We start from the raw sequence: 23,980 nt of genomic DNA on the forward strand, positions 1-23,980 counted from the left end.
CTCAGCCGCCGGTGGCGAGTTTCTTGAGGACTGTGCCCCAGGACGGGAGGTCGGGGTCGATGCGGGGGATCGGCTGGCCGCCGACGGTGACGACGGGGCGGTCGCCGACCGGTTTGTCGAGCTTGATCGGTACGACCTCGATCTGGCTGTCCGGCGGGCACGGCTCGGTGTCGTCGATCACCGCGGTGATCTTGTCGGCGGTCTCGATCACCTTCAGATCGTTCGAGCAGTTGAAGCCGACGCCGAACACCATCGCGACCTCGTCCGGCTTCGGCGGGTTCTGGATCCACTTCAGGTACGCCGGATGCTTGCCCTTGACCACCTGGTACCCGGCCACCGGCTGCTGCGACTTCTCCAGCACCTCGCCTTTGCCGTTGCTGAAGAACGCGCCGAAGATCTTGTTGACGCACGGGTCGCCGTCCTGCTTCGGATCGTCGGTCGCGCCCCACGCCTTGGCGGCCAGGTAGCAGCCGTTCGCCTCCCGGTTGAGCACGACGTTGAACCCGACCAGCCCGAGCGCGCCGATCACCAGCGCGCCGGCCAGCATCCGCCGGGAACGGATCTGCTTCGGGCCGAGCGGAGCCGGTTCCTCGGTCTCCTCGCCGCCGGGGAGCTGCTTGAACAGGCCCAGGATGCTGCTCGTCCACTGCGGATTGACCAGCGTCGGCACGGCGTACAGGAGGATCAGACCGACGCAGATGGCGATGGCGGGGAGCAGCGCCCAGTAATTTCGCACGGCAGCAAGATACGGGGACATCGGGCCGCGGGCCGAAAAAGGTTACGCTTCGGCTGTGCCCGCAGAGACGTCCCAGACACTCGACCGGGGGCTCACCGTCCTCGAGCTGCTGGCGGACGCCCCGGACGGCCTGTCGATCACCGAGCTGGCCGCCTCGCTGAACGTCTCCCGGACGGTCGTCTACCGCCTGGTCAACACGCTCGAACTGCACCGGCTGGTCCGCCGCGACAGCGAAGGCCGCGCCCGCCTCGGGCTCGCCGTCCTGCACTACTCGCGTCGCGTCCAGCCGACCCTGCGAGACGCTGCCTTGCCGGTACTACGCTCGCTCGCCGAAGACACCGGCGCGACGGCGCACCTGACCGTCGCCGACGGGGACGAGGCGCTCGCGATCGCGGTGATCGAACCGAGCTGGACCGACTTCCACGTCTCGTACCGGATGGGGTCGCGCCACGCCCTCGACCAGGGCGCGGCCGGCAAAGCAATCCTCGCCGGCCGCCGCAAGCCCGACCCGGCCGGCCGCCCCTTCGTCATCACAGCCGGCGAACTCCAGGCCGGCGCCCAAGGCGTCTCGTCGCCGGTCCTCGGCGTACCAGGCGTAGAAGCCTCCATCGGCGTCGTCGTCCTCGGCAAACTGGACCGAGACTTCGTAGGCCCCCGAGTAGCCCGAGCCGCGGTAGAAGTAGCCAAACGCCTCGCCTGACCCCACCCACACAACCTGCTCGTGAGGCTTCGCGGGCTGGATCTGCGGGGCTGGGAGATGTGTCCCGATCGACAGGACATAGTCGGTGTGGGGTGGGTGTTGGGTCGGCGGCTGAGCGTGGGCTGGGGGCGGATCGGTGACTATGTCCTGTCGATCGGGACATAGTCAGGGGTGCAACGGCTGACGGGCTTCGGGACCGGGGGTGCAGTCGGCCGACTTGGTGTTGGCGGCCGGCTGGTTAGGGGCGGGTGGCGGCGTGCAGGAGCGGTAGGACTCGGTGGGGGACTTGTTCTGCCAGGGCGATGACAGTGGAGGCTCGTTGGATGCCTCTGACGATGACTACCTGGTCTATTACTCGTTGGAGGTCCGCGTTGGAGCGGGCGACTATTCGGCACCAGAGGTCTTCGGCGCCGGTGATTGTGTAGACCTCCAGGACTTCGGGGATGGCCGCCAGCGCCGCGGCGACTGTGGTGTGGCCGGAGCCCTGTTCTATTTGGAGGGTGGCGAAGGCGGTGACGGGGTAGCCGATTTCGGTGGTGTCTACGTCGGGGCCCCAGCCTCGGACGACGCCGTCGCGGGAGAGGCGGTCGAGGCGGGCCTGGACTGTGCCCCGGGCTACGCCTAGGCGGCGGGAGGCTTCGAGGACGCCGACCCGGGGCTCGGCGGCGAACAGGTCGAGGATGCGGGCGTCCAGGGCGTCTACTCCGGCCATGCGATCCTCCAGGGTGAGGGCAAGGTGTGGTCAGGGTGACCAAATAGTCCAATAGAAGGCTGAGAATACTGGTCAGAGTGCTCAGTGAAAAACGGTTCTGTTGCGCAACCTGTCCTGGCCCGGCGAAGCTCAGCGGCAGCAAGCCGACACCGACCGGGAGGACCCCGATGACCAGCACCGACCTCACGCCGGCAGAGCTCGACGCCGATCTCGACCTCGACCAGTTGAAGCAGCTGGTCGGCCTGGTGCCGTACGACGAGAGCACCGACCCGTTCCCCGTCACCGCGATGGACGCCGTGGTGTTCGTGGTCGGCAACGCCACCCAGACCGCGAAGTACTACCAGCTTGCCTTCGGGATGGACCTGGTCGCCTACTCCGGCCCGGAGAACGGCAACAAGGACCACAAGGCGTTCGTACTCAAGGCAGGCTCCGCGCGTTTCGTCATCACCGGCGGTGTCACCCCCGACAGCCCGCTGAACGAGCACCACCGCAAGCACGGCGACGGCGTCGCGGACATCTCGCTCGAGGTGCCGGACGTCGACAAGTGCGTCAAGCACGCCCGCGCCCAGGGTGCGACGGTGCTCGAGGAGCCGCACGACGTCACCGACGAGCACGGTACGGTCCGCCGGGCCGCCATCGCGGCGTACGGCGACACCCGGCACTCGCTGATCGACCGGAGCAAGTACGACGGCCCGTACCTGCCGGGCTTCGTCGAGGCGAAGACCGCCGTGACCCGGCCGGAGGGGCACCCGAAGCGGCTGTTCCAGGCGGTGGACCACGTCGTCGGCAACGTCGAGCTCGGGCTGATGGACGAGTGGGTCACCTTCTACAACAAGGTGATGGGCTTCGTGAACATGGCGGAGTTCATCGGCGACGACATCGCCACCGACTACTCCGCGCTGATGAGCAAGGTGGTGGCCAACGGCAACCACCGGGTCAAGTTCCCGCTGAACGAGCCGGCCATCGCGAAGAAGAAGTCGCAGATCGACGAGTTCCTGGAGTTCTACGACGGCGCCGGGGCGCAGCACATCGCGCTGGCCACCAACGACATCCTGCGCACCGTCGACATCATGCGGGCCAACGGGGTGGAGTTCCTGAACACGCCGGACTCCTACTACGAGGACCCGGAACTGCGGGAGCGGATCGGCAACGTCCGGGCGCCGATCGAGGAGCTGCAGAAGCGCAAGATCCTGGTCGACCGCGACGAGGACGGCTACCTGCTGCAGATCTTCACCAAGCCGATCGGCGACCGCCCGACCGTCTTCTACGAGTTGATCGAGCGCCACGGCTCGCTCGGCTTCGGCAAGGGCAACTTCAAGGCGCTGTTCGAAGCAATTGAGCGAGAGCAAGAGCGTCGCGGCAACCTCTGAGAAAACACCCCTCGCTTCGCTCGGGGTGGTGGGGGAAATGGCCACCGAGCGCGAGGGCGAGGGTTTGATCTCTGTTTGATCTACCTACCGTGACACGCCCGCGACACACCGTTGCGGGCGTGTCTCAGTGTCCGACTATCGGATTGACTGTCAGGTCAGGTGAGGTTGGACTACTCTGCCCCATGAGTGCACGTCGGGGCGTGTGCTCAGGAAGGGTTTTCCGATGAAGACACTGGGCATTGTGCTCAGCACCGTGGGACTGGCCGGAGCGGGCGTATTCGCCCTGGCCACCTCAGCTCAGGCGGCGCCTGCCGCGAGCTGCAGCGGTGCGACATCCATCTCGTCCGCAAGCATCTTGCGCGACCACCGACCACCCACCTGGGGCACTGTCCGGCTCGTCCGGGACAGCTGTTCGCAGTACTGGGCCGAGATCACCATGAATCCGCGACTCACCGCGAACCAGCGGGCCAACGCCTACCTGGTGCAGTACGGCGGCAACAACTCCGGCCGCACGCTGTCGTGTGACAGCAGCGGTGGCAACGGCGCTGTCACGGCCGGGCAACGGACCTGCCGGACGCCGAAGGTGAAGTCCACCGACGGCGGCGTCACGTTCGTCGCGATCGCGCGCGAGTTCCACAACTACGGCAGCGGCTACGAGGAGATCTCGCAGAACGCGACCAGCAGGACCCGCTGAGCACCTGCCACACAACAAAAAAACCGCTTAGGCTCCTGGATATGAACGATCTAGTCGAGCGCCTTCGGCAAGTACTGCCGCCGGAGGCGCTGGTGACCGACCAGGACCGGATCCAGAGCTACCGGTACGACCGGGCGATGTTCTGCCCGGCCGGTGAGCCGATCGCGGTGGTGCTCGCGCGGGAGACGGCCCACGTCGTGGCGGCGGTGAAGATCGCCGCCGACGCGGGCGTCCCGGTCGTGCCCCAAGGTGCCCGCTCTGGGCTGTCCGGCGCGGCCAACGCGATCGAGGGCTGCCTGGTCATCTCGCTCGAGAAGATGGACAAGATCCTCGAGATCGAGACCGTCGACCGGTACGTCGTGACGCAGCCGGGCGTGTTCAACGCCGTGCTGTCCCGCGCGGTCGCCGAGCAGGGCCTGTTCTACCCGCCCGACCCGTCGAGCTGGGAGTTCTGCTCGATCGGCGGCAACCTGTCGACCAACTCGGGCGGCCTGTGCTGCGTGAAGTACGGCGTGACGACCGACTACGTGCTCGGCCTCGAGGTGGTACTGGCCGACGGCCAGGTCCTGCGCACCGGCCGCCGCACCGTCAAGGGGGTCGCGGGCTACGACCTCACCAAGCTGATCGTCGGCAGCGAGGGCACCCTCGGCATCATCACCGAGGCAACGCTCGCGTTGCGCCCGGAGGCAGCCCGGCCCCGCACGATGGCCGCGCTGTTCGACTCGGGCCGGACGGCCGGCGAGGCGATCGTCGAGATCATCCGCAGCGGGGTCTCGCTGTCGCTGCTGGAGATCATGGACCGGACCACGATCATGGCGGTCAACAGCTACAAGCGGATGGACCTGCCGACCGAGGCCGCGGCGATGCTGATCGCCCAGTCCGACGCCGGTGGGGAGGCCGGCGCCGCCGATGTGGCGACGGTGGCCAAGCTCTGCCGCCAGTACGGCGCGATCGAGTGCATCGAGGCGGACGACCCGGCCGAGGGCGAGCTCCTGCTGGAGGCCCGGCGGGCGGCTCTGGTCGCGCTGGACCAGCTCGGGACGACGATGATCGACGACGTCTGCGTACCGCGCTCGCGGCTGGCCGACTTCATCAGCGCGGTCGAGCAGATCTCGCTCGACCTGGACATCACCATCGGCGTGCTGGGCCACGCGGGTGACGGCAACATGCATCCGACCGTGGTGTTCGACGCGGAGGATCCGGACCAGGCGGCCCGGGCCCAGGCGGCGTTCGACAAGGTGATGGAGGTCGGTCTGGAGCTCGGCGGCACAATCACCGGCGAGCACGGGATCGGGATGCTGAAGCGCGACTGGCTGGTCGAGGAGATCGGCCCGGTGGCGGTCTCCGTGCACCGCGCGATCAAAGCCGCGCTGGACCCGAAAAACGTCCTCAATCCGGGCAAGGTGGTTTCGTGAGGGTTCTTTCATCTTCTGTGACTGAACCGCAACGCAACTGCCGGGGCCATTGGACGTTCATGGCCGTCGAATGTGACGTGCCGGCCGCACTATGGAAGGCAGTTGTCTGAAACCGGGGGGAGCACCGTGAGGCGAGGCAGGAGGTCACCTATGCGAGCACGGCAGTTGCTGCCCGCCGCACTGGCGCTGGCCGTCCTCGTCGTCGCCTCCGGCTGCGCCAACGGCTCCGGCCTGCGGGTCGAGGGCGCCGATCCGGCCACCACCTCGGCGACGCCATCGGTGAGCACCAACAACGGTTTCGCCCCGTCCGTGACGCCGTCGCCGAAGACGGGCCGGATCGCCCAGTCGGCGATGACGCTGGAGCAGGTGCGCGACAGCTTGCAGGTCGACAAGGGCCTCGACCCGTACATGGCCAAGATCGTCGGCAACTGCTCGATCGTCGCGCGCTGTCTGACCCGGGGCGTCGCCGTCGACGTGATGAAGAGCGGCACGCCGCAGCTGGTGGTGCTGGTCCACACGGTCGACAACTTCGTCTTCGGAGCCGTTCTGATGGCCGACTCGCCGAAGGGACCGCGCCGGGTTTGGAGTTTGAAGGCCGATCAGTTGAAGATCAGTCCCAGCCAGCAGGGCGACCTGGTGGTCGAGACACAGATATTCGCGCTGACCGACAGGCCCTGTTGCCCGTCCGGACGTCGCGTCGAGGTCTACCGTTGGGCCGGTGGTCGGATGACCAAGGTGAGCTCGACGGATCAAAAGGGAGACTGAACTTCAGTGGTACCGGAAGAACCGGCAGCGCGCATTCTCATGGTCGAGGACGACGCGGTGATCCGTGAGGCGACCCAGTTGACCCTGGAACGCCATGGCTACGACGTCACGACGGCCGAGGACGGCCTCGAGGCGATCGAGAGTTTCGAGAAGATCCATCCGGACGCGGTGATGCTGGACATCATGCTGCCCGGTCTGGACGGCATCTCCGTGTGCCGCCGGATCCGGGAGACCAGCACGGTCCCGATCGTGATGGTGTCCGCCCGCGGTGACGCGCTGGACGTCGTGCTCGGGCTGGAGGCCGGCGCGGACGACTACGTCACCAAGCCGTTCGACACCCAGGTACTGGTGGCCCGGCTGCGCGCGGTGATGCGGCGGGCGGTGGCCGATCCTGAGCGGCCGACTCCGGCCACTGGCGCGACCGTGGAGTCGTTCGGCGACCTGGAGCTGGATCGCGAGGCACTGGAGGTGCGCAGGGCCGGTACGACGGTCCAGCTCACCCCGACCGAGCTGAAGCTGCTGATCGAGTTCGCGAACAACCCGGGCGTCGTGCTGAGCAGGTCGACCCTGCTGCAACGCGTCTGGGACTACGAGTGGGGCGGCGACGGCCGCCTGGTCGACGTCCACCTGCAGCGGCTCCGGACCAAGATCGGCGCCGACCGGATCGAGACGGTTCGCGGATTCGGATACAAGCTGCGGGCCTGATGTGGGGCTCAGGAGCAAGCTCGGCCTGATCTTCGTACTGGTGTCGTCGCTGGCGATTCTGGTGTTGTGCGTTGCGGTCTACACCCAGGCCCAGTCGGCCCGGCTGGACCGCACGCGCAGCTTCGCCGACGAGCGGATCCAGGCTGCCGCGGAGAGCTACGACCGCAGCGAAGTACCGGTGTTCGGGGCGCGGCTGGACGATCCCGATCTGCCGCCGCCGCTGCGCGACGCGGTGATGAACGGCAAGCGCGCCACCTTCAAGACGGCCGCGCCGAACGCCAAGATGTGGGCGGCGGTCGGGGTCAAGAACGGCCGCATCCTGTCGATCGTGCAGGACTACGACGTCAACGACCCGTCGATGAACGCCCTGCGCCGCGCCCTGATCCTGGGCGGCATCGGTACGGTCGCGCTGGTCGCCCTGGGCAGCGTCATCGCCGCAGGCAGCCTGTCCCGCCGGATCGTGGCAGTGGCCGGTACTGCGCGCCGCATCGCCGCGGGTGATCTCGACGCCTCGGCGGCCGGCGCGGCAGGCAAGGGCAAGGACGAAGTACAGGCGCTGGCGACAGCTCTGGACACGATGGCCAGCTCCCTGCGCGGCCAACTCGAAGCAGAGCGGCGATTCACCGCCGACGTCGCCCACGACCTCCGTACGCCGGTCACCGGCCTGCTGACCGCCGCCGAGCTGTTGCCACCCGGCCGGCCCAGCGAGCTCGTACGTGACCGCGCCAAGGTCCTGCGGCGACTGGTCGAGGACCTGCTCGAGATCGCCCGGTTCGACTCGGGCGTCGAGCAGGCCGACCTGGAGCACGTCGGGCTCGGCGCCTTCGTCGGGTCGGCCGTCGGGCGCCTGCGGATGCAGCAGTCGCTCGCCCCGGACAGCGTCGTCGTGCACCGGCTCGGCCGGGAGGAGACGATCTCCACCGATTCGCGCCGGATCGAGCGGATCCTGGCGAACCTGATCGTCAACGGACTGCGGCACGGCCGCCCGCCGGTCGAGGTGACCGTCCAGGGCCGGACCATCGAAGTGGTGGACCACGGCAACGGGTATCCCGAGGAATTGATTGCCGAGGGCCCCCGCCGGTTCAGGTCCGGGGTGGCCGAGCGAGGAGTCGGGCACGGCCTCGGACTGACCATCGCGGCCGGTCACGCGAAGGTGCTCGGCGCCGAGCTGACCTTCGGCATCGCGCCCGGCGGCGGGGCCTGTGCCCGCCTGGTTCTGCCCGATAGTCCTGAGACGGAGTCGTAACACAACCTTTCGCGAAGTGGCGGCGTCTCCACTGTGTCGGGTTCACCAGAACCCCATACACACGAGGGGAAATCACCAATCATGCGCACTCGCTCTCTGGTCGTTCGTCGCTCCGCCGCCGTTGTCGCAGGCATCGCTCTGGCCGCCGGTGGGGTCGGCATCGCCGGCGCCCTGCAGGCCAGCGCGGCACCGAACCAGACCACCACCGTCTCCACCACGGTCGCGGCCAAGCCGGCCATCACGATCAAGTCGGACAAGGCCACCGCGAAGGCGTGGGCGAAGGTCTCCTTCACCGGCAAGACCACCGCGATCGCCAAGGGCTCGGTCGTCCAGGTCCAGCGCCTGCAGGCCGGCAAGTGGGTCAACTTCCCGGCCACCACCAAGGTGACCGGCAAGTCGACCTACTCGGTCTGGGTGCAGAGCGGCCGCGTCGGCGTCAACAAGTTCCGCGTCGTCACCGCCAAGGCGACCTCCGCGGCCGTCTCGGTCAACATCACCAAGTGAGACAAGGAAAAGCGGCGCCGAACTCGGGGGAGTCGGCGCCGCTTTTCTTGTTCTACTTGACGCCGTAGACGTTCAGCTCGGCAGCAGAGCCGAACACCGCGCCGTTCAGGGAGCTCGTACCGACGAACTTCACATAGCGGCCGGCCTTCGGGGTGAAGTCGAGCCGCTGGACGGCGGTCGAGTTGGGGAACTGGCCGGTCTTCACCGGCGTACCCCAGTTCTGCCCGTCCGTACTGACGTAGAGCTCGTAGCCCTTGAACATCCCGTTCGTCCCACTCTGCCGCGGCAGGTAGCTGAACCCGTTCACCTGGTACGCCGTACCGAGATCCAGCGTGATGTGATGCGGATAAGTGGCCGGCGTGGACACCTCCGACCAGGCCGAATGCCAAATGGTGGAAGGGTTTCCGTCCAAGGCCTCCGTCGCGGCGCCACCTGTGGCAACATCCTCGCTGCTGACGTCGGCCACCGTGATCCGCGACTGCGGCACGATCCCCGGCGGCAGCAACGTCGCCTCGGCCGAGGTGCTGGCCTGGCCGCCCGTTGCCGAGAGCGGGTACTTGCCCTCCGGCGTACCGGCCGGCGGAGTGACCGACCAGTTCGTGGTCACGCTGGCGCCGGCGGCAACTGTCGCGTGGGTGGCCGGAGTCGTCGCGGTGACCGTCCAGCCCGCCGGTGCGGTGAGCGCCAGCGTGATGTTGCTGACAGCAACCACATCGTTGTTGGTGAAGGTGCTGACGACGGTGTTCTCCTCGCCGGAGACCATGCCGTTCAGGCCGGCGCCGGACAGGTTCAGCGAAGTACAGTCTGCTGCTTGGCTCGAGGCACCGAGATCCGTGACGGCGAAGTCGTCGATCACGAAGTCGGCCTGGTCGCCCCCGGACGAGAGCTTGCGCAGCCCGACCCAGTAGTCGCCGCCGCAACCGGCCACGAACTCCTGGCTGAACGTCGCCTTGGTTCGCTGGACTCCGATCGGAGTCGCCTTCACCTCGACGGAGTCCGGGCGATCCACGCCCTGCACCCAGTTGTACTGGCCGGCCACGCCGTTCTCGTAGTCGAAGCTGACCTTGTACTTGTGGCCCGGCGTGAACGGAACGGTCGCCGGGGTGGTCCGGTAGACGAGGCCCTCGTTCTCCTCATGGGACTTCAGTGACCAGTCACCGTCGAGCACGTCGTCGACGAGCTTCCCGTTCCAGCCGGCTTGCGTGTACGGCGCGTGCTTCTTGGCCAGTACGGTCCGCGGGTCCGTCGTGCCACCGGCATCGCCCTTCACGAACGGTCCCCAGCCCTGGTCGACGTTCTCGAAGTCGTCGACGAGTCCGGCCGCCGGGCGCTTGGTCTCCACCACTCGTACGTCGTCCAGCCGGACCTTGGCCGCACCGGCGACGGCTCCGATCCTGAGCTCAGCGGTCGTGCCGGTGGCCTCGAAGACCACGCGGGCGCGTTGGTAGTACAGGTCCTGCTTGTCGTCCGAGGCGACCCGGTTCATCGCGGTCGAGCGATTGACGACGACCGAGGTGCCGTTGACGTCCAGCGTTGTTGCGCGTGACTTCCCGGGCTCGACCTCGATCCAGGCGGAGGCGCTGTAGGTGCGGCCGGGGGTGAGGTCGCGGATGCGCTGGTTGAGCGTGGTCGCCCCGGTGCCGAGTTCGGCGACGTGCTGACCGTTCTCGAGGGTGGTGATCGAGGCGTCGCCGGTCGGCTTCCAGGCGCGCAGGTCGCCGGCGTTGAAGCCAGGGTCCTCGAGGTGGCTGCCCTGGCCCCACTGCGGGTCGGCGAGGCGCGGGGCCTGGGTCGGGTACAGGACGTACGGCTGTCCGGCTTGCGCCGTCAGCGTGATGGAGCCGTTGCGGACGGGCGCGGTACCGATGCGGACGCGGCCGGTATCGGTCAGCTTGTAGACGGTGAAGCGGTCGGTGGTGAAGGCCGACGGGACCTGCCAGGTGGTCGTGCCGCCGGCCGGGTTGTAGTGGTAGAGCTTCTTGTTGCCGTCCCAGGGCAGCAGGTACTTGTCACCGTCGAGCACCTTCGCGTCGCCGACGCTGAGGCTGCGCTTGCCGTTGACGACGGCTCCGCTGACACCGCCGGTGAAGGTGATCTGGCCGGCGTTCCAGTCGACGATCTTCTGCTGCTGGAGGAACTTGGCCGGCAGGTTCTTCTGCCAGATGTTGGCGTAGAACTTGTTCCAGTCGGTCTCGCCGGTCCAGCCCTCGAACTCGACGATCGACGACTGGCCGAGGATCGGGTCGGCGTTCCAGACGTCCTTCTCGTGGTTGCGGACGAACCGGATGATCTTGCTGTTGAGCCCCTTGTTGGTGGGACCGCCGTAGTCCAGGTCGTTGGCCCAGTGCGACCACAGCGAGGTGCGCTCGTGCCGGTCGGCCCATTCGGTGGCGATCTGCCAGCCCTGGTCGGCCAGCTGCCGGGTGAGGCCGTCGGCGAGCCAGCCGGACTGGTAGTACACGTCGATGTACAGCTCCTGCAGGTTCTTGTCCGTCTCGTCGCGCAACTGCTGGAACCGCTTGACGATGTTGCCGGAGGCAAGGTCTGGGCGCTGCTTGATGTAGTAGCTCTGGTTCAGCCAGTTCCAGCCCTTGCTGGTCTTGTCGACCAGGTCCTCGCTGAACGCGTTCGCCTCGGGGTACGACTCGGTCGCGTTCACGTGGACGCCGAACGCGGCGTTGTAGTCCTTGCCCTGCTTCAGCAGCGTGTTGAGGTCGGTGAGTCCACCGGCCCGGAGGTTGTAGTTGCCGCCGTAGTCCGGGTGGGCCGAGTCATGGCCTTCCGAGCCGTAGCCCTTGAGCAGCGCCATCTGGCCGAGGCCGTCGGTCGCGAGGGAGATCCGCTTGACGTCGTCCAGCGTGCGCAGGAACGGGTGCGTCGCCTGGCTGGCGAAGTTGAACGGGATGTGGGTGATCACCCGGTCCTTGACCTGGTCGCCGCCCTTCGGCTCGACCATGATCGAGCGGAACGCGATCGCGCCGTCTTGCCAGTCGACGGTCTTGTCGTTGTTCGCGTCCGGCGTCACCACGACCTTCGCCCAGGGCAGCGGCTCGGTGTACGGCGAGGTGTCGGCGCGGTAGGTCCACTGACCACTCCACACGCCGACCCGGCTGGTCCCGTCGGCCGCCTTGCGGGCCTGGTGCCAGAACCGTGCGCCGTCGTCGACGGATTGGCCGGACGGCTTGTCGTAGGTCGAGTTGGACTCGATGCCGGCGGCGAGGCCGCTCGTGTTCACGAACGCGTACGCCGCTCCGGTGGCGGTCGGCTCCGCTGCTGTCGCGGCGGTGACCGGGGTGATCTTGTCCGCGGTCCGGGTGGAGTCGGGGTCGAGCGTGGTGAACGCGGTGGTCGCGCCCGGGTCGGTGCTGTTTACGGAGACCAGGTCTTGGTTGGGGATGTCGAGGGTGTTCACCCGGCTGGTCGCGGTGTCGCGGATGGCGTCGATGCTGAAGGTGGTCACCCGGCCGGTCAGCGCGAGGCTGGCGTCGAGCTCGACGCCGGGGAGGGCGTCGAAGGCCAGCTTGTACTGCGCTTTGGCGGTGGTCACGGTCGGCGGTTCGGTCAGGTGGGCCGCGCGGGCGACTCCGTTGACGGTGATGGTCGAGATCGCGTCGGGCTGGCCGCCGAGTTGCTGGCCGGTGGTGTTGTCGGCGTACCGGATGACGCGGGGGAAATCGGTGGCGACGGTGACGGTGAGCTCGGGTGAGATGAGCGTGCGGTCGGTCGCGGCGGTGGGGCCGGCGGTTGCCGCTGAGGGCGGCACCGCGACGAGCAGGCCGGCGGTCAGCGCGGCTGCCGCCAAGGACGGAAGTACGGGTCGAGACACGGTAGGACTCCTGACGGGCGGGTCACTGTGTCACGGATTCTGCGTACATAACCGCTAATTAGTCAAGAGAAACGAACACTAATGAACAAGATTGGTGAACGATTAAGCGTGCACGACGGCCAGCCGCAGACCGGCTGCGCCGGTCTGCGGCTGGGGTGGCGCGTGTGTCGAGCCGGGTGGGTGGCTCGGGCGGGCTGATCGGCCGGGTGGCTTGGCCGGGCGGTTCAGCCGGTGGTTGGGGCGGGTGGTTCAGACGGCCGGGAGGATGCGGCCGGTGACGGCGCCGAGGGGGATCTGGGTGCCGTCGGATGCGGTGGCGGTGGCGGTGATGGTGACTTCGTCGCCGTCTTGGAGGAAGGTGCGCTCTTCGCCCTTGACGGTGACGGGCTTGCGGCCGCCCCAGCTGAGTTCGAGGAAGGAGCCGCGCTGGTTCTTGTCGGCGCCGGAGACGGTGCCGGAGGCGTACAGGTCGCCGGTGCGGACCGAGGCGCCGTTGACCGAGAGGTGGGCCAGCATCTGGGCTGCGGACCAGTACATCTCGCGGTAGGGCGGGCTGCTGACCAGCTCGCCGTTCCAGTAGACCTCGAAGGTGATGTCGAGGTTGGTGAGGCGATCACTCGCCAGGTACGGGAGTACGGGCGGGTCTTGTTCGTGCAGGGCGACCTCGGCCGATTCGAGCGCCTCCAGCGGGACGACCCACGGGGAGATCGACGTGGCGAACGACTTGCCGAGGAACGGGCCGAGCGGGACGTACTCCCACGCCTGGATGTCGCGTGCGGACCAGTCGTTGAGCAGCACCACGCCGTACACGTGATCCCTGAAGTCCTCGACCCCGACGCGACTGCCGAGCTGGGACGGCTTGCCGACGACGTACCCGAGCTCCACCTCGATGTCGAGCCGTTGCGACGGTCCGTACGCCGGGTTGTCGTCGGCCGGCGCCTTGCGCTGACCGCTCGGGCGGACGATGTCGGTGCCGCTGACGATGACCGTGCCGGCGCGGCCGTGGTACCCGACCGGGAGGTGCTTCCAGTTCGGCAGCAGCGGCTCGGCGTCGGGGCGGAACAGCCTGCCCACGTTGCTCGCGTGGTGCTCGGAGGCGTAGAAGTCGACGTAGTCGGCGACCTCGAACGGGAGCAGCATCGTCACCTGCGACTGCGGGATCAGATGCGGTTCGACGGCGACGCGGTTGTTCTCGTTGCGGACCAGGTCGAGCAGCCACTCGCGGGTCGCGTGCCAGGCGGGCCGGCCTTGCGCGAGGAACGCGTTCAGCGTCGGCTGGGTGAAGACCTGCGCGCCGTCGAGCATCTGCGCCGACGCGACCGGGGCGAGATCGATCACCTGGTCGCCGATCGCCGCGCCCACTCTCGGCTCTTCGTCGCCGGTCCGGAAGATGCCCAGCGGCAGGGTCTCCGGTCCGAACGCTGCGTTCGCGGGGATGTCGATCCAGGTCACGAGGTCTCCAAGAGCTTCAGTGCGGTCAAGTCGTGGCGGGGTTCGTCGATGCTGCAGGAGCCGAAGCTGGTGAACCAGCGCCGGGTTCCTTTGGCCTGCTCCTCGGTGAGTTGCGCGGCTCGGGCGGCAAGGGCTTCACCGTCGCGGTTCTCCAGTACTGCTGCGATGTCGTCCTGGCCGGCGCCGTCGAGTGAGGCGCGGGTGGCGAGCAGGACGTTGAGGAAGCCGTGGTGCTCGAAGCCGGTGTCCTCGGCGGTGTGGCGGACGGCATTGTGCAGCCCGGCCGTGCACTTGAAGGCGACCTCGCGATCGAGGCAGGCGGTGATGAAGGCGGCGACCTGGTCGGCGGTCGGGAAGAGGGAGGCGTCGAGGCCGCCGGTGCGCAGCTTCGCGTAGTACCCGGCGTCGGCGACGACGTCGAGCGCGCGCTCCCAGGCGCCGTCCAGGCCGATCTCGACGAAGGCGCTCTCCTCGTCCACGCAGTCGTCGCAGGCGCGGACCACGCGCAGCGCGTTGCGGGACAGGTCGTCCTCGTCGCGCAGCCGCACCTCGATCGACTTCACGGTGACGTCGGCCGAGCGGTCGCCGTACCGGATGGCCGGTTCGATGCCGCCGGCGCCGCCAGTGATCACGACGGAGACCTCGAGGGGTGCGGCGCCGTTGGTGCCGGCCTTCGCTGCTTCGGCGGCGACCTTCATCAGGTTGTCGTCGGTACAGATCAGCGGGCCGACGAGTTCGGCGTACGGCGCCTGGCGGTGGGCCCGGTGCGCGGCCACGGCCTCGACCAGGGGAAGGTCGCCGGGCGGGAACATCGCCGCGTCGTCGACCAGGTGCCGGAACAGGGCAGGGATGGTTGACATGGCTCCGAGCCTAACGGATGCTTTCGGTAAGCGGACACTTGTGTTCGGATATCGGATAGGTTGGGTGTTATGGCGTACTACCGGCAGGCAGGTCAGATTCCGCCGAAGCGGCACACGCAGTTCCGCAACTCGGACGGCGGGCTGTACTACGAGGAGCTGATGGGCGAGGAGGGGTTCTCGTCGGACTCGTCGCTGCTGTACCACGCGGGCGTGCCGTCGGCGATCGTCGACTCGGTCGTCTGGGAGTTGCCGGATCTAGCGACGGTCGCGAACCATCCGCTCACGCCGCGGCATCTCAAGCTGCACGACCTCTTCGTGTCCGGCGCGGGCAACAATGTCGTCGAGCATCGCCGGTTGGTGCTCGGGAACGGTGATGTCCGGATCTCGTACGTCATCGCTTCGGAGGTCTCGCCGTACTACCGCAACGCGATCGGCGACGAGTGTGTCTACATCGAGCGCGGCTCGGCCACGGTCGAGACCGTTTTCGGAGTGCTGTCGGCGGTCGAGGGCGACTACGTGATCATCCCTCGGGCCACCACGCATCGCTGGCTGCCGGGCGCGGACGGCGTACAGGCCTATTGCATCGAGGCGAACAGCCACATCGCGCCGCCCAAGCGGTATCTGAGCCGGTTCGGCCAGTTCCTCGAGCATGCTCCGTACTGCGAACGCGATCTGCATGCGCCGGGGTCGGTGTTCGTTGTCGAGGGCAATGATGTCGAGGTGCTGGTCAAGCATCGGGGCAACGGGGCCGGTGGCATCGTCGGCAGCCGGATGACGTACGCGACGCATCCCTTCGATGTTGTCGGCTGGGACGGTTGCCTCTACCCCTACACCTTCAACGTGAGCGACTTCGAGCCGATCACCGGCCGGATCCACCAGCCGCCACCCGTCCACCAGGTCTTCGAAGCCAACAACTTCGTCATCTGCAACTTCGTGCCGCGCAAGGTCGACTACCACCCCTTGTCGGTGCCCGTGCCCTACTACCACTCGAACGTCGACTCCGACGAGGTCATGTTCTACTGCGGCGGCGACTACGAAGCCCGCAAGGGCTCCGGTATAGCCCTAGGCTCCATCTCCCTCCACCCCGGCGGCTACGCCCACGGCCCCCAGCCCTCCGCCATCGAGGCGTCCCTAGGCGCCGAATCCTTCGAGGAGCTGGCAGTCATGGTCGACACCTTCCGCCCCTTGGAACTAGGCGAAGGCGGCGCAGCAGTCGACGACGGCGTCTACGCCTGGACCTGGGCCGGCCGCCGCCTGTAGGTACTCCCACCCCCCCCACCCCTGGCCGGCCCTCTGGCCGGGGGACTCCCCACGCCGGCCGCAACGTCCGCTCCTGCGTCGCTCCCTCTGCGGCTAGCTCCCACCCGCCCCGGAGCGCGGGCTACTTCGTCGCCCGCTTGGGCGACCACCGGGCGGGCGGCCCGTGGCGCCGAGTGCAGGTGGCTGCGCTTGGTGGCCAGCGTCTGGCCGGCGGTACTGCCCATGTCTGCCGCCCGCTTCTGTGACCACCGAGCGGGCGGGCCGCATTGCCGAGTGCATGTAGTGCGCTAGCCGCTGGCCGGGAGTGCCCGACTGCTAGGCGCCGAGCAGCTCCGTCAGGGGCGGCCTGATGTCGACTGGGTAGAGGCCGAGCTCCTCGAACTGGTCAGCGCCGGCCCACAGCAGTTCGAAGCTGTTGTTGGGGCCGTGCGCTTCTGCTTCGTCGCCTGACAGGAGTGGCGTGCCGGCGACGTCGGTCATCAGGAAGTACGACGCGGGTCTGCCGTTGTGTTTGCCGGTCCACAGTAGGTGGTCGATTCGGGCGGTGAGGGTGGTCTCCTCATGCAGCTCTCGCAAGGCTGTCGACTCGGCGGTTTCGCCTTCCTCGACATGGCCTCCGGGAAGTACCGCGTAGTGGTGGCCAGGGCAATCCGGGCCGGGCTGGTTGCTGGCTTCGCACATGACACAGGCGCTGGCTGACTCTTGCCGCAGGTAGCGCTTGATGACGAGTGCTCGACGACCGTCGGTGACTACAGCGACTGCGCGTGGAATCGGCATACAGCGGAGGATGCCAGGCCGCTCCGACATCGCCAGACGTACCGAAGAACAGGTAGTGCACCGCGATACGGCGTACGCGGGAACGCGTTCCACGCTCAAGTGCACTAGCTAGAGACGACTACTTCCTGTTCGTCTGTTCGTTCAGCCGCTCGGCGACGAAAGCCAACGCCGTAGTCCACGGAGCGCTCATGTCGACCGGTCCGGGCGGGCGCCCGCGGATCGGTGGAGATGCTTGGGGAAGATTTCGGGTGGGATGTCGAGGCTGGCGTGGTGGCTCCGTCCCAGGGGTAGGAGCGGCCGGCCTGGTCGCTTGTCCAGGTAGCGGAGGAAGTGGCATGCGCAAGCTCGTAGTGCAGCAGTGGGTGACTGTGGACAACATCGCGGCGGAGGAGGACGGCGGCCTCAGCTTCGTGTCGGGGGAGCCGTTCTCCGAGAAGACCGATCCGGCTTTCAAGGCGAGCATGATGGGTTTCGGCGACTCGATCGACACGATGATCCTGGGCGCGAACACCTATCAGCAGGCCAAGGACTACTGGCCGTACGCCGAGGAGCAGGGTGAGTGGGGCGAGAAGGTCAACAACCTCACCAAGTACGTCGTCTCGTCGACGCTGGATGCGGCTCCCTGGGGCGGCTATCCCGCCGCGACGGTGACGCGCGAGCCGGTCGCCACCATCCGGGAACTGAAGACGCAGGAGGGCAAGGACCTCTGGCTGTGGGGCAGCCTGAAACTGATGCACTCCCTGCTGGCCGCCGGCGTTGTCGACGAGGTACGGATGCTGGTCTGTCCGGTCTCTCGTGCCAAGGGCACCCGTGTCTTCGAGGACACCCGGAACCTGAAGGTGCTCGAAGCGACCTCCTTCGGCAACGGCCTGGTACTTCTCCGCTACGGGGTCGACAACTAGACAGACCGCCCTTGCCTTCCGGCCTACGACGGCAGGTCAGATCAGGCGAAGTCACCCTTGGTGATGCCGTCGGGATGGCCGGCCGGCCACTGCACGAGCTCGATGCGATAGCCGTCCGGGTCGGTGATCCAGCAGGTCCGCGGGCCGGGGTTCTCGACCGGCCCAGCCGCTATCCCTTTGGCGGCGAGATCCGCGCGGGTCGCGTCCAGCGACTCGACCTGAATCACCAGATGGTTGATCCCGACACCGGGCCCGGCCGGACCGGATGCCGGGTCGTGGACCAGTTCGATGGTCACGAAGTGGTCGCCGGGCAGCTGGAGCATCGTCAGAGTCCCGTACGCCGTGCCTTCGACGGTCCCGACGACCTCATAGCCGACGGCCGTGTAGAACGCGAGTGACCGCTCCAACTCACTTACCCGCAACCCGACATGCAAGGTACGCATACTCGACACCGTAATACCCCAGGTGGTCGCCTCAAGCGGGCGACGAGGTAGCCCGCGCTCGGGGTAGGTGGGAGCTAGCGCGGAGGGAGCGGATGTTGCGGCCGACGGCGGGAGTACCTGGTGCGTGCGGACCGTGTCGGTGGGCGGGAGGACCTGGGGGCTGAGAGGGTTGGGGGATGAGCGATCAAGTTCCGGTGCAGACGTTTGTGGTCGGCATCGATCGGGGTGCGGTGTTGCAGCGGCGGGCTGTGGTCAGCAAGGTGCAGCGGCGGGGGGCCTGGGTGACCCTGGTGATCGGCGCGTTGGGCATCGTGTTGGCGTTGTACGCGCTGTTCGCGTTCCAGGGGTCGGGGATGTGGCCGTTCTGCTTGTTGTTGATCGCGGCAATGGCTCCGTTGGTGGTCAGTACGCTGCTGGCGCTCAAGCTGGACAAGGAGCGGCAGCGGTGGTTCGCGGCCAACGAGTTGCCGCCGGTGGCGATGCGGATGTCGGCCAAGGCGCTGGAGCTGGCGTGCGAGGGCGCGGCGTACCCGGTGATCTTGCCGTGGACGGCGGTCAAGGGGTTCAAGCAGGTGAAGATCTTCGGGCAGTTCGTCCTCGAGCTGCAGTTGCAGCCCGGGATCGGGGCGACCACCGCCGGAGTACGAGGACTTGATCAGCCTGCGGTGCGTACGGTCGTGAAGCCGAGCCCGTTGCTCAAACCGACCGGCCTGTACCTGGTCAAGGCCCTGGACCAGCCGGTCCACGTCATCGACCAGGCCCTGAAACACTTCTCGGGTGGAACGGCCTCAGTGACCAGCTAGCAGGGTAGGGCGCGGAAAGTGTAGCCGCGGGCGGTCAGCTTGGTGAGGGCCCGGTCCAGGGCTGCGACGGTCTGGGTGCGGGTGCCGCCGCCGTCGTGCATCAGGATGATCGCGCCGGGGCGGGCGCCGCGCAGGATCTCGTGCTCGATCGCCGCCGCGCCGGGCTTCTCCCAGTCGTTGGTGTCGACGTCCCAGAGGATCTGCCGCTGGTGGTTCGCCGCCGCGACCGCCGCCACCGTCGCGTTCGTGTCGCGGTACGGCGGCCGGAAGCACTTCGACTTCACCCCGCTGAAGATCTCCTCGCGGATCCGCTTCAACGGCAGATGCGTGAGCATCGGGTGGTCCCAGCTGTGGTTGCCGATGTGGTGCCCCTGGCTGCGGGCCAGCTCGACCAGCTCCGGATGCGCCGCCGCCTCGCGACCCAGGACGAAGAACGTCGCCTTCGCGTGGTGCCGGGCGAGCACGCGAAGAACCTGAGGCGTGTACGTCACCTGCGGCCCGTCGTCGAAGGTCAGGTACACCACCTTGCCGTCGTTCGTCAGCGTCCAGTCGTCCGCGGACGCGACCGCGGTCGAGCCGGTCCGCTGGCTCTTGCGCCCGGCCCGATGCACCGGCTTGGCCGTCTTCGCCACCGTCGAGATCTTCAGCGGCGGGGGCCCGGCCGGTCCGGACGCGACCAGATGGTCGGCAGAGGCCGGCGAGGAGGAAGGGCCGGCGGCCTGGGCGAGGGCAGCGACGAACAGGATGGCGGCAATCATGAAGAGTTTGCCGGGCGGCAAGGTCATTGCGGCATCCTCTCGTGTCGCAGGGGCCATCCATGCACCACCCCCGGCGTTTCGCACGTATCGTGCGTGTCGGGGCAGGCCCGGCCGGGCCCACAGGTACCGGCGGGGTGGTCCAGCAGTAGCTCAGCCAGAACCCGACGACGCGTGAGGCGACAGTGATGACGGACAGCGACCAGACGATTGCCGGTACTGGGGCCGGCGGCCCGGCGAACCAGGCAGACGGAGCGGTGGACCACAACGTGGGCAGGCGAACGGTGATCGGTGGGGCCGCCGCGGTGCTGGCCGCTGCCGGTTTCCAGGCGGCTCCGGCGTACGCCGGCAAGCCCAAGGACCCAGAAGTGGTCCGGCTCACGATCATGGGCACCACCGACCTGCACGGCAACGTCTTCAACTGGGACTACTTCAAGAACGCCGAGTACGACGACTCGGCCCACAACGACATCGGCCTGGCCAAGGTCGCGACCCTGGTGAAGGCCGTCCGGGCCCGGGTCAAGGCCACCCGGCACGCGCCCGACCCGCTGATGATCGACGCCGGCGACACCATCCAGGGCACCCCGCTGGCGTACTACTTCGCCAAGATCCAGCCCATCACCGGCGGCCACCGGCACCCGATGGCCGCGGCGATGAACGAGATCGAGTACGACGCCGCCGCGCTCGGCAACCACGAGTTCAACTACGGCCTCGACATCCTGCGCAAGTTCCAGAGCCAGCTGCACTTCCCGCTGCTCGGCGCCAACGCCCAGGACTGGACGACGGGCCTGCCGGTCTTCCCGCCGTACGTGCTGAAGAAGGTCCAGGTGCACGGCCAGGGCACGGTCACGGTCGGCATCCTCGGCCTGACCAACCCCGGCATCGCGATCTGGGACAAGGCGAACGTCGAGAACAAGGTCAAGTTCGGCGGCATCGTCGAGCTCGCCAAGGAATGGGTCCCGAAGGTCCGCGCGGCCGGTGCCGACGTCGTGATCGTCGCTGCCCACTCCGGGATGGACCTGTCCTCCTCGTACGGCGATGCGCTGCCGGTACCCGAGAACGCCTCCGTCCTGATGGCCGAGACCGTCCCCGGCATCGACGCGGTCCTGGTCGGGCACGCCCACCTCGAAATCCCGCAGCGGCTCGTGACGAACAAGGTCAGCGGCGAACAGGTCGTCCTGACCGAGCCGCTCAAGTGGGGCATGCGGCTGTCCCTGATCGACCTCGACCTGCAGAAGGTCAAGGGCAAGTGGAAGGTCCTCGCCCGGGCCAGCCAGGTGCTGAACGCGAACACGGTGATGTCCGACCCGGAGGTCGTCCGGATCCTCCAGGAGGACCACGACAAGGTCGTCGGCTACGTCAACTCCAAGATCGGCACCTGCACCCAGGCGATGTCCGCGGCGACCGCGCCCTGGGAGGACACGGCAGCGCTCGACTTCGTCAACTTCATCCAGGCCGACGCCGTCAGCAAAGCACTCGCCGGTACGCCGCAAGCCGCGCTGCCGGTGCTCGCGATCGCCGCTCCCTTCAACCGGGCGGCCGCGATCCCCGCGGGTGACGTCTCGATCCGCGATGTCGCCGGGCTGTACATCTTCGACAACACGCTGCTCGCGGTCACCATGACCGGCGCCCAGGTGAAGGACTACCTGGAGTTCTCCGCGCAGTACTTCAAGCAGGTCTCCGGCCCGGGCCCCTTCCCGGCCGACCAGGTGACCAACGCGGTGACGCCGACCGCTCCGGGCGGTACGCCGGACTACAACTACGACATCATGGGCGGGCTGACCAAGCCGCTGGCGTACAAGATCGACATCGCCAAGGCCCCCGGCGCCCGGATCACCGACCTCACCTACGACGGCGCGCCGCTGGCCGCGGACCAGCAGTTCGTCGTTGCCGTCAACAACTATCGTCAGTCCGGCGGCGGCAACTTCCCGCACGTCAAGACCGCGCCGGTGGTCTACAACCGGCAGGTCGAGATCCGTCAGCTGATGATCGACTACGTGACCGCGACCGGTGAGGTGAACCCGAACACGTTCCACACCACCGACTGGTCGCTGACCTCCAACGGCGCACCCGTGGTGGTCACCGCCTGATCAGCGGTACGCCGAGACGTACCGCCCTCAGCGGTACGCCGACACGTATGCGTTGCGTTTGCCGATCAGGAACCAGCAGATGCTGCCGATGAAGGGGGCGATGAAGATGAAGATGATCCAGACCAGCTTCATCCCCCCCGCTCATCGGTGCGCCGAGCGAACTGACCAGCGCGCCCAGTACCAGCAGGGCGTAGGCGAGCAGGAGGCCCACCAGCAGTGCGGCTCCGATCACCCCGAGGGTGTCGTTGGTCGTGCTGCTGGTGGCGTGGGCGATCGCGAGGGTCGTGTTCATCAGGCTGCCTTTGCGGGAGTGCTGTGCCAGTCCGGGTGGCCCGGCATCGGTGGGGTGGTCTTGCCGTAGATCCAGCTGTCGAAGTACTGCGTGAGGTCGCGTCCGCTGACCTCGTTGGCGGTGTCGATGTAGTCCTGCGTGCTGGCGTTTCCGTCGCGGTACCGGTCGTAGAAGGTCTGCTCGATCCGCCGGAACGTCTGCTCGCCGACAATGGTGTTGAGGCCGGTGAGCATCAGCTGACCTGGTACGTCGGTGTCGAAGAGGACGGCCAGCTGGCCGTTGAGGTGGCCCATCGGGCCGAAGTCGTGGCGGGACTGCTGGTCGGATTCGTACAGGCCCTTGAGCTCGGCGTTGAGGTCGGTGAATCCGCGGGAGGCGTCGTACTTGCGTTCGTAGTACCGGGCATGGCCTTCGCTGATCCACATGTCGTCCCAGCTCTTGGGTGAGACTGCGTCGCCGAAGTACTGATGGGTCATCTCGTGGACGAGGGTGCCTGCTTCGTCCTTGGCCGGGAGGGAGAGCGGGAGTCCGAAGGTGGACAGGCCGGCCGTTTCGAGCGCGACGCCGTCGTAGAGCGTGGTCAGTCCGAGGACGCCGTACTGCTCGTAGGGGAACGGTCTGCCGATCTGCTTCTCGAGCCAGGCGAGTTGTTGTGGGGTCTGGAGCGCGTTGGCCTGCATGGCGTCGGTGTATTGCTTGCCTTGGAACTTGGCCAGGCCGAGGTAGCTGCGGATGGGCAGTCCGTGCGGTCCGGTCTGCCGGATCTCGCGGAACTTGCCGACCGCGATCGCGACGACGTCGGTCTTGATCGGGTGCTGGGTTCGGTAGACCCAGGTTGTGGTCGTTGGGTGCTTGTACTCCGCCACGAGGCGACCGCTGGCGACGCCGGTGCGGTCGCTGGGGGTGGTGAGGCGGATCGTGTACTGCGCTTTGTCGCTCGGGTGATCGTTGGACGGGAAGACGACATGGGCGCGATTCGGCTGGCCCATCACGCCGAATCCGTCCGGCGTCTCGTTCCAGACGGTGAACGGATCGGCCACACCCGGCGGGAGGTCGAGCCCCGGTGGTACTGGGTTCTGCGCCCGGTCGGCGGTGTAGACGACGCGGACGGTGAAGGGCAGATGCCTGTACAACGTGCGCGCCGGCGTGATGATCAGCTTCTCGCCGACCAGCTTGTACTTCGCCTGTCGCCCGTTGACGGTCACTTGCTGGATCCGCTGGCCGGCCGAGTCGACGCTGAACCGGCTCAACGACTGCGTCGCGACCGCCCGCATGGTCACCGCGCCGGGCATCTTGGTGGTACCGACCCGGTAGCCGAGACTCACGTCATAGCTCAACGCGTCATACCCACCGTTCCCCAGCCCCGGAAACAGCCGATCCCCGAGATCGGTCGCACCCGGCCCCACCCCGAGCGCCGCCCGCTGAGCCGGCGCCGCCTCGGCTGTCGTGAACCCCAACGGGAGCAACAGAACACCTGCCGCCAGCAAACTCACGACCCGCGTCATCCTCTTAGTTGCCATAGGCCCAGACTGCCGCGCACCGACCCCGGCCCACATCCGCCGAAAACAGCAACCTCCGTACTACCAAAGTGCTAGACCGCCCGCCCAGAAGTTCCCCCATGCCGCCCCAACTGCCCGCTCCGCCGCACTCGCCGACGCGTTCCACCACCTCGC

Annotated in this window: 22 protein-coding genes; 12 read left to right on the forward strand and 10 right to left on the reverse strand. The window is 67.6% G+C overall.

Annotated features, from left to right (window positions below; all coding sequences use genetic code 11):
• Position 1: 1 nt before the first annotated feature.
• Positions 2–736, reverse strand: a complete 735-nt coding sequence (locus tag ABD116_RS34510) for a hypothetical protein (RefSeq protein ID WP_343980332.1) — start codon at positions 734–736, stop codon at positions 2–4.
• Positions 737–791: 55 nt separating this feature from the next.
• Here ABD116_RS34510 and ABD116_RS34515 point away from each other — a divergent pair, with 55 nt between their 5' ends.
• On the forward strand, positions 792–1,436 hold the full coding sequence (locus ABD116_RS34515) for an IclR family transcriptional regulator (protein WP_343980335.1): 645 nt from the start codon (positions 792–794) through the stop codon (positions 1,434–1,436).
• Between the two features lie 238 nt (positions 1,437–1,674).
• Here ABD116_RS34515 and ABD116_RS34520 read toward each other — a convergent pair whose 3' ends face one another.
• Positions 1,675–2,148: an Lrp/AsnC family transcriptional regulator gene (locus tag ABD116_RS34520; protein ID WP_328320444.1), complete on the reverse strand. Its 474-nt coding sequence runs from the start codon at positions 2,146–2,148 to the stop codon at positions 1,675–1,677.
• Between the two features lie 167 nt (positions 2,149–2,315).
• Here ABD116_RS34520 and hppD point away from each other — a divergent pair, with 167 nt between their 5' ends.
• From hppD to ABD116_RS34555, 7 genes are all read left to right on the forward strand, one after another.
• Complete coding sequence (gene hppD, locus ABD116_RS34525) at positions 2,316–3,518, forward strand: 4-hydroxyphenylpyruvate dioxygenase (protein ID WP_343980339.1); 1,203 nt, start codon at positions 2,316–2,318, stop codon at positions 3,516–3,518.
• A 223-nt stretch (positions 3,519–3,741) separates the two neighbouring features.
• A complete protein-coding gene (locus ABD116_RS34530; protein ID WP_343980342.1) occupies positions 3,742–4,212 on the forward strand; it encodes a hypothetical protein in 471 nt (156 codons plus the stop codon).
• Between the two features lie 41 nt (positions 4,213–4,253).
• Complete coding sequence (locus ABD116_RS34535) at positions 4,254–5,627, forward strand: FAD-binding oxidoreductase (RefSeq protein WP_343980345.1); 1,374 nt, start codon at positions 4,254–4,256, stop codon at positions 5,625–5,627.
• A 150-nt stretch (positions 5,628–5,777) separates the two neighbouring features.
• On the forward strand, positions 5,778–6,392 hold the full coding sequence (locus ABD116_RS34540) for a hypothetical protein (RefSeq protein WP_343980348.1): 615 nt from the start codon (positions 5,778–5,780) through the stop codon (positions 6,390–6,392).
• 39 nt (positions 6,393–6,431) lie between these two features.
• Positions 6,432–7,097 (forward strand): two-component system response regulator CseB, encoded by a 666-nt coding sequence (cseB, locus tag ABD116_RS34545; protein ID WP_343980351.1) that lies wholly within the window; start codon positions 6,432–6,434, stop codon positions 7,095–7,097.
• A gap of 1 nt (position 7,098) precedes the next feature.
• Positions 7,099–8,343, forward strand: a complete 1,245-nt coding sequence (locus ABD116_RS34550) for a HAMP domain-containing sensor histidine kinase (protein ID WP_343980354.1) — start codon at positions 7,099–7,101, stop codon at positions 8,341–8,343.
• An 81-nt stretch (positions 8,344–8,424) separates the two neighbouring features.
• Positions 8,425–8,847: a hypothetical protein gene (locus ABD116_RS34555; protein WP_343980357.1), complete on the forward strand. Its 423-nt coding sequence runs from the start codon at positions 8,425–8,427 to the stop codon at positions 8,845–8,847.
• A gap of 52 nt (positions 8,848–8,899) precedes the next feature.
• Here the strand turns inward: ABD116_RS34555 and ABD116_RS34560 are convergent, their stop codons facing one another.
• The 3 genes from ABD116_RS34560 to ABD116_RS34570 all read right to left on the reverse strand — a co-directional run bounded on the left by ABD116_RS34560 (position 8,900) and on the right by ABD116_RS34570 (position 14,985).
• Positions 8,900–12,673 carry an endo-alpha-N-acetylgalactosaminidase family protein gene (locus ABD116_RS34560; RefSeq protein ID WP_343980360.1) on the reverse strand — a complete coding sequence of 1,258 codons (3,774 nt, stop codon included), beginning with the start codon at positions 12,671–12,673 and terminating at the stop codon, positions 8,900–8,902.
• A 249-nt stretch (positions 12,674–12,922) separates the two neighbouring features.
• Positions 12,923–14,125 (reverse strand): fumarylacetoacetase, encoded by a 1,203-nt coding sequence (gene fahA, locus ABD116_RS34565; RefSeq protein WP_343980363.1) that lies wholly within the window; start codon positions 14,123–14,125, stop codon positions 12,923–12,925.
• Entirely contained in the window at positions 14,122–14,985 is an 864-nt protein-coding gene (locus ABD116_RS34570; RefSeq protein ID WP_343980365.1) for a hypothetical protein, read from the reverse strand. The genes fahA and ABD116_RS34570 overlap by 4 nt, the downstream gene beginning before the upstream one ends.
• A gap of 69 nt (positions 14,986–15,054) precedes the next feature.
• Here ABD116_RS34570 and ABD116_RS34575 point away from each other — a divergent pair, with 69 nt between their 5' ends.
• A complete protein-coding gene (locus ABD116_RS34575) occupies positions 15,055–16,245 on the forward strand; it encodes a homogentisate 1,2-dioxygenase (protein WP_343980368.1) in 1,191 nt (396 codons plus the stop codon).
• Between the two features lie 315 nt (positions 16,246–16,560).
• Here the strand turns inward: ABD116_RS34575 and ABD116_RS34580 are convergent, their stop codons facing one another.
• Positions 16,561–17,022, reverse strand: a complete 462-nt coding sequence (locus ABD116_RS34580) for an NUDIX domain-containing protein (RefSeq protein ID WP_343980371.1) — start codon at positions 17,020–17,022, stop codon at positions 16,561–16,563.
• Between the two features lie 335 nt (positions 17,023–17,357).
• Between ABD116_RS34580 and ABD116_RS34585 the strand changes: the two genes are divergently transcribed.
• Positions 17,358–17,924: a dihydrofolate reductase family protein gene (locus tag ABD116_RS34585; RefSeq protein ID WP_343980374.1), complete on the forward strand. Its 567-nt coding sequence runs from the start codon at positions 17,358–17,360 to the stop codon at positions 17,922–17,924.
• A gap of 41 nt (positions 17,925–17,965) precedes the next feature.
• Here ABD116_RS34585 and ABD116_RS34590 read toward each other — a convergent pair whose 3' ends face one another.
• Complete coding sequence (locus tag ABD116_RS34590) at positions 17,966–18,367, reverse strand: VOC family protein (RefSeq protein WP_343980377.1); 402 nt, start codon at positions 18,365–18,367, stop codon at positions 17,966–17,968.
• A gap of 176 nt (positions 18,368–18,543) precedes the next feature.
• Between ABD116_RS34590 and ABD116_RS34595 the strand changes: the two genes are divergently transcribed.
• Complete coding sequence (locus tag ABD116_RS34595; protein ID WP_343980380.1) at positions 18,544–19,170, forward strand: hypothetical protein; 627 nt, start codon at positions 18,544–18,546, stop codon at positions 19,168–19,170.
• Here ABD116_RS34595 and ABD116_RS34600 read toward each other — a convergent pair.
• A complete protein-coding gene (locus ABD116_RS34600; RefSeq protein ID WP_343980383.1) occupies positions 19,167–19,955 on the reverse strand; it encodes a polysaccharide deacetylase family protein in 789 nt (262 codons plus the stop codon). The genes ABD116_RS34595 and ABD116_RS34600 overlap by 4 nt on opposite strands.
• Before the next feature lie 158 nt (positions 19,956–20,113).
• Between ABD116_RS34600 and ABD116_RS34605 the strand changes: the two genes are divergently transcribed.
• Positions 20,114–22,015, forward strand: coding sequence for a bifunctional metallophosphatase/5'-nucleotidase (locus ABD116_RS34605; protein ID WP_343980386.1), 1,902 nt, complete (start codon positions 20,114–20,116; stop codon positions 22,013–22,015).
• Here the strand turns inward: ABD116_RS34605 and ABD116_RS34610 are convergent.
• Entirely contained in the window at positions 22,005–22,307 is a 303-nt protein-coding gene (locus tag ABD116_RS34610; protein WP_343980389.1) for a hypothetical protein, read from the reverse strand. The two genes, ABD116_RS34605 and ABD116_RS34610, sit on opposite strands and share 11 nt — an antisense overlap.
• Positions 22,307–23,827, reverse strand: coding sequence for a M1 family metallopeptidase (locus tag ABD116_RS34615; protein ID WP_343980391.1), 1,521 nt, complete (start codon positions 23,825–23,827; stop codon positions 22,307–22,309). Before ABD116_RS34615 ends, ABD116_RS34610 begins: the two co-directional genes overlap by 1 nt.
• Positions 23,828–23,980: the final 153 nt, after the last annotated feature.

Source organism: Kribbella koreensis, from assembly GCF_039525325.1.
Taxonomy (GTDB): domain Bacteria; phylum Actinomycetota; class Actinomycetes; order Propionibacteriales; family Kribbellaceae; genus Kribbella; species Kribbella koreensis.

Coding starts and splice junctions, on each gene's coding strand:
- hppD (WP_343980339.1), top strand. CDS start 2,316: ATGACCAGCACCGACCTCACGCCGGCAGAGCTCGACGCCGATCTCGAC.
- ABD116_RS34610 (WP_343980389.1), bottom strand. CDS start 22,307: ATGAACACGACCCTCGCGATCGCCCACGCCACCAGCAGCACGACCAAC.
- ABD116_RS34520 (WP_328320444.1), bottom strand. CDS start 2,148: ATGGCCGGAGTAGACGCCCTGGACGCCCGCATCCTCGACCTGTTCGCC.
- ABD116_RS34605 (WP_343980386.1), top strand. CDS start 20,114: ATGACGGACAGCGACCAGACGATTGCCGGTACTGGGGCCGGCGGCCCG.
- ABD116_RS34555 (WP_343980357.1), top strand. CDS start 8,425: ATGCGCACTCGCTCTCTGGTCGTTCGTCGCTCCGCCGCCGTTGTCGCA.
- ABD116_RS34540 (WP_343980348.1), top strand. CDS start 5,778: ATGCGAGCACGGCAGTTGCTGCCCGCCGCACTGGCGCTGGCCGTCCTC.
- cseB (WP_343980351.1), top strand. CDS start 6,432: ATGGTCGAGGACGACGCGGTGATCCGTGAGGCGACCCAGTTGACCCTG.
- ABD116_RS34600 (WP_343980383.1), bottom strand. CDS start 19,955: ATGACCTTGCCGCCCGGCAAACTCTTCATGATTGCCGCCATCCTGTTC.
- ABD116_RS34590 (WP_343980377.1), bottom strand. CDS start 18,367: ATGCGTACCTTGCATGTCGGGTTGCGGGTAAGTGAGTTGGAGCGGTCA.
- ABD116_RS34530 (WP_343980342.1), top strand. CDS start 3,742: ATGAAGACACTGGGCATTGTGCTCAGCACCGTGGGACTGGCCGGAGCG.
- ABD116_RS34615 (WP_343980391.1), bottom strand. CDS start 23,827: ATGGCAACTAAGAGGATGACGCGGGTCGTGAGTTTGCTGGCGGCAGGT.
- ABD116_RS34585 (WP_343980374.1), top strand. CDS start 17,358: ATGCGCAAGCTCGTAGTGCAGCAGTGGGTGACTGTGGACAACATCGCG.
- ABD116_RS34570 (WP_343980365.1), bottom strand. CDS start 14,985: ATGTCAACCATCCCTGCCCTGTTCCGGCACCTGGTCGACGACGCGGCG.
- ABD116_RS34580 (WP_343980371.1), bottom strand. CDS start 17,022: ATGCCGATTCCACGCGCAGTCGCTGTAGTCACCGACGGTCGTCGAGCA.
- ABD116_RS34535 (WP_343980345.1), top strand. CDS start 4,254: ATGAACGATCTAGTCGAGCGCCTTCGGCAAGTACTGCCGCCGGAGGCG.
- ABD116_RS34575 (WP_343980368.1), top strand. CDS start 15,055: ATGGCGTACTACCGGCAGGCAGGTCAGATTCCGCCGAAGCGGCACACG.
- ABD116_RS34595 (WP_343980380.1), top strand. CDS start 18,544: ATGAGCGATCAAGTTCCGGTGCAGACGTTTGTGGTCGGCATCGATCGG.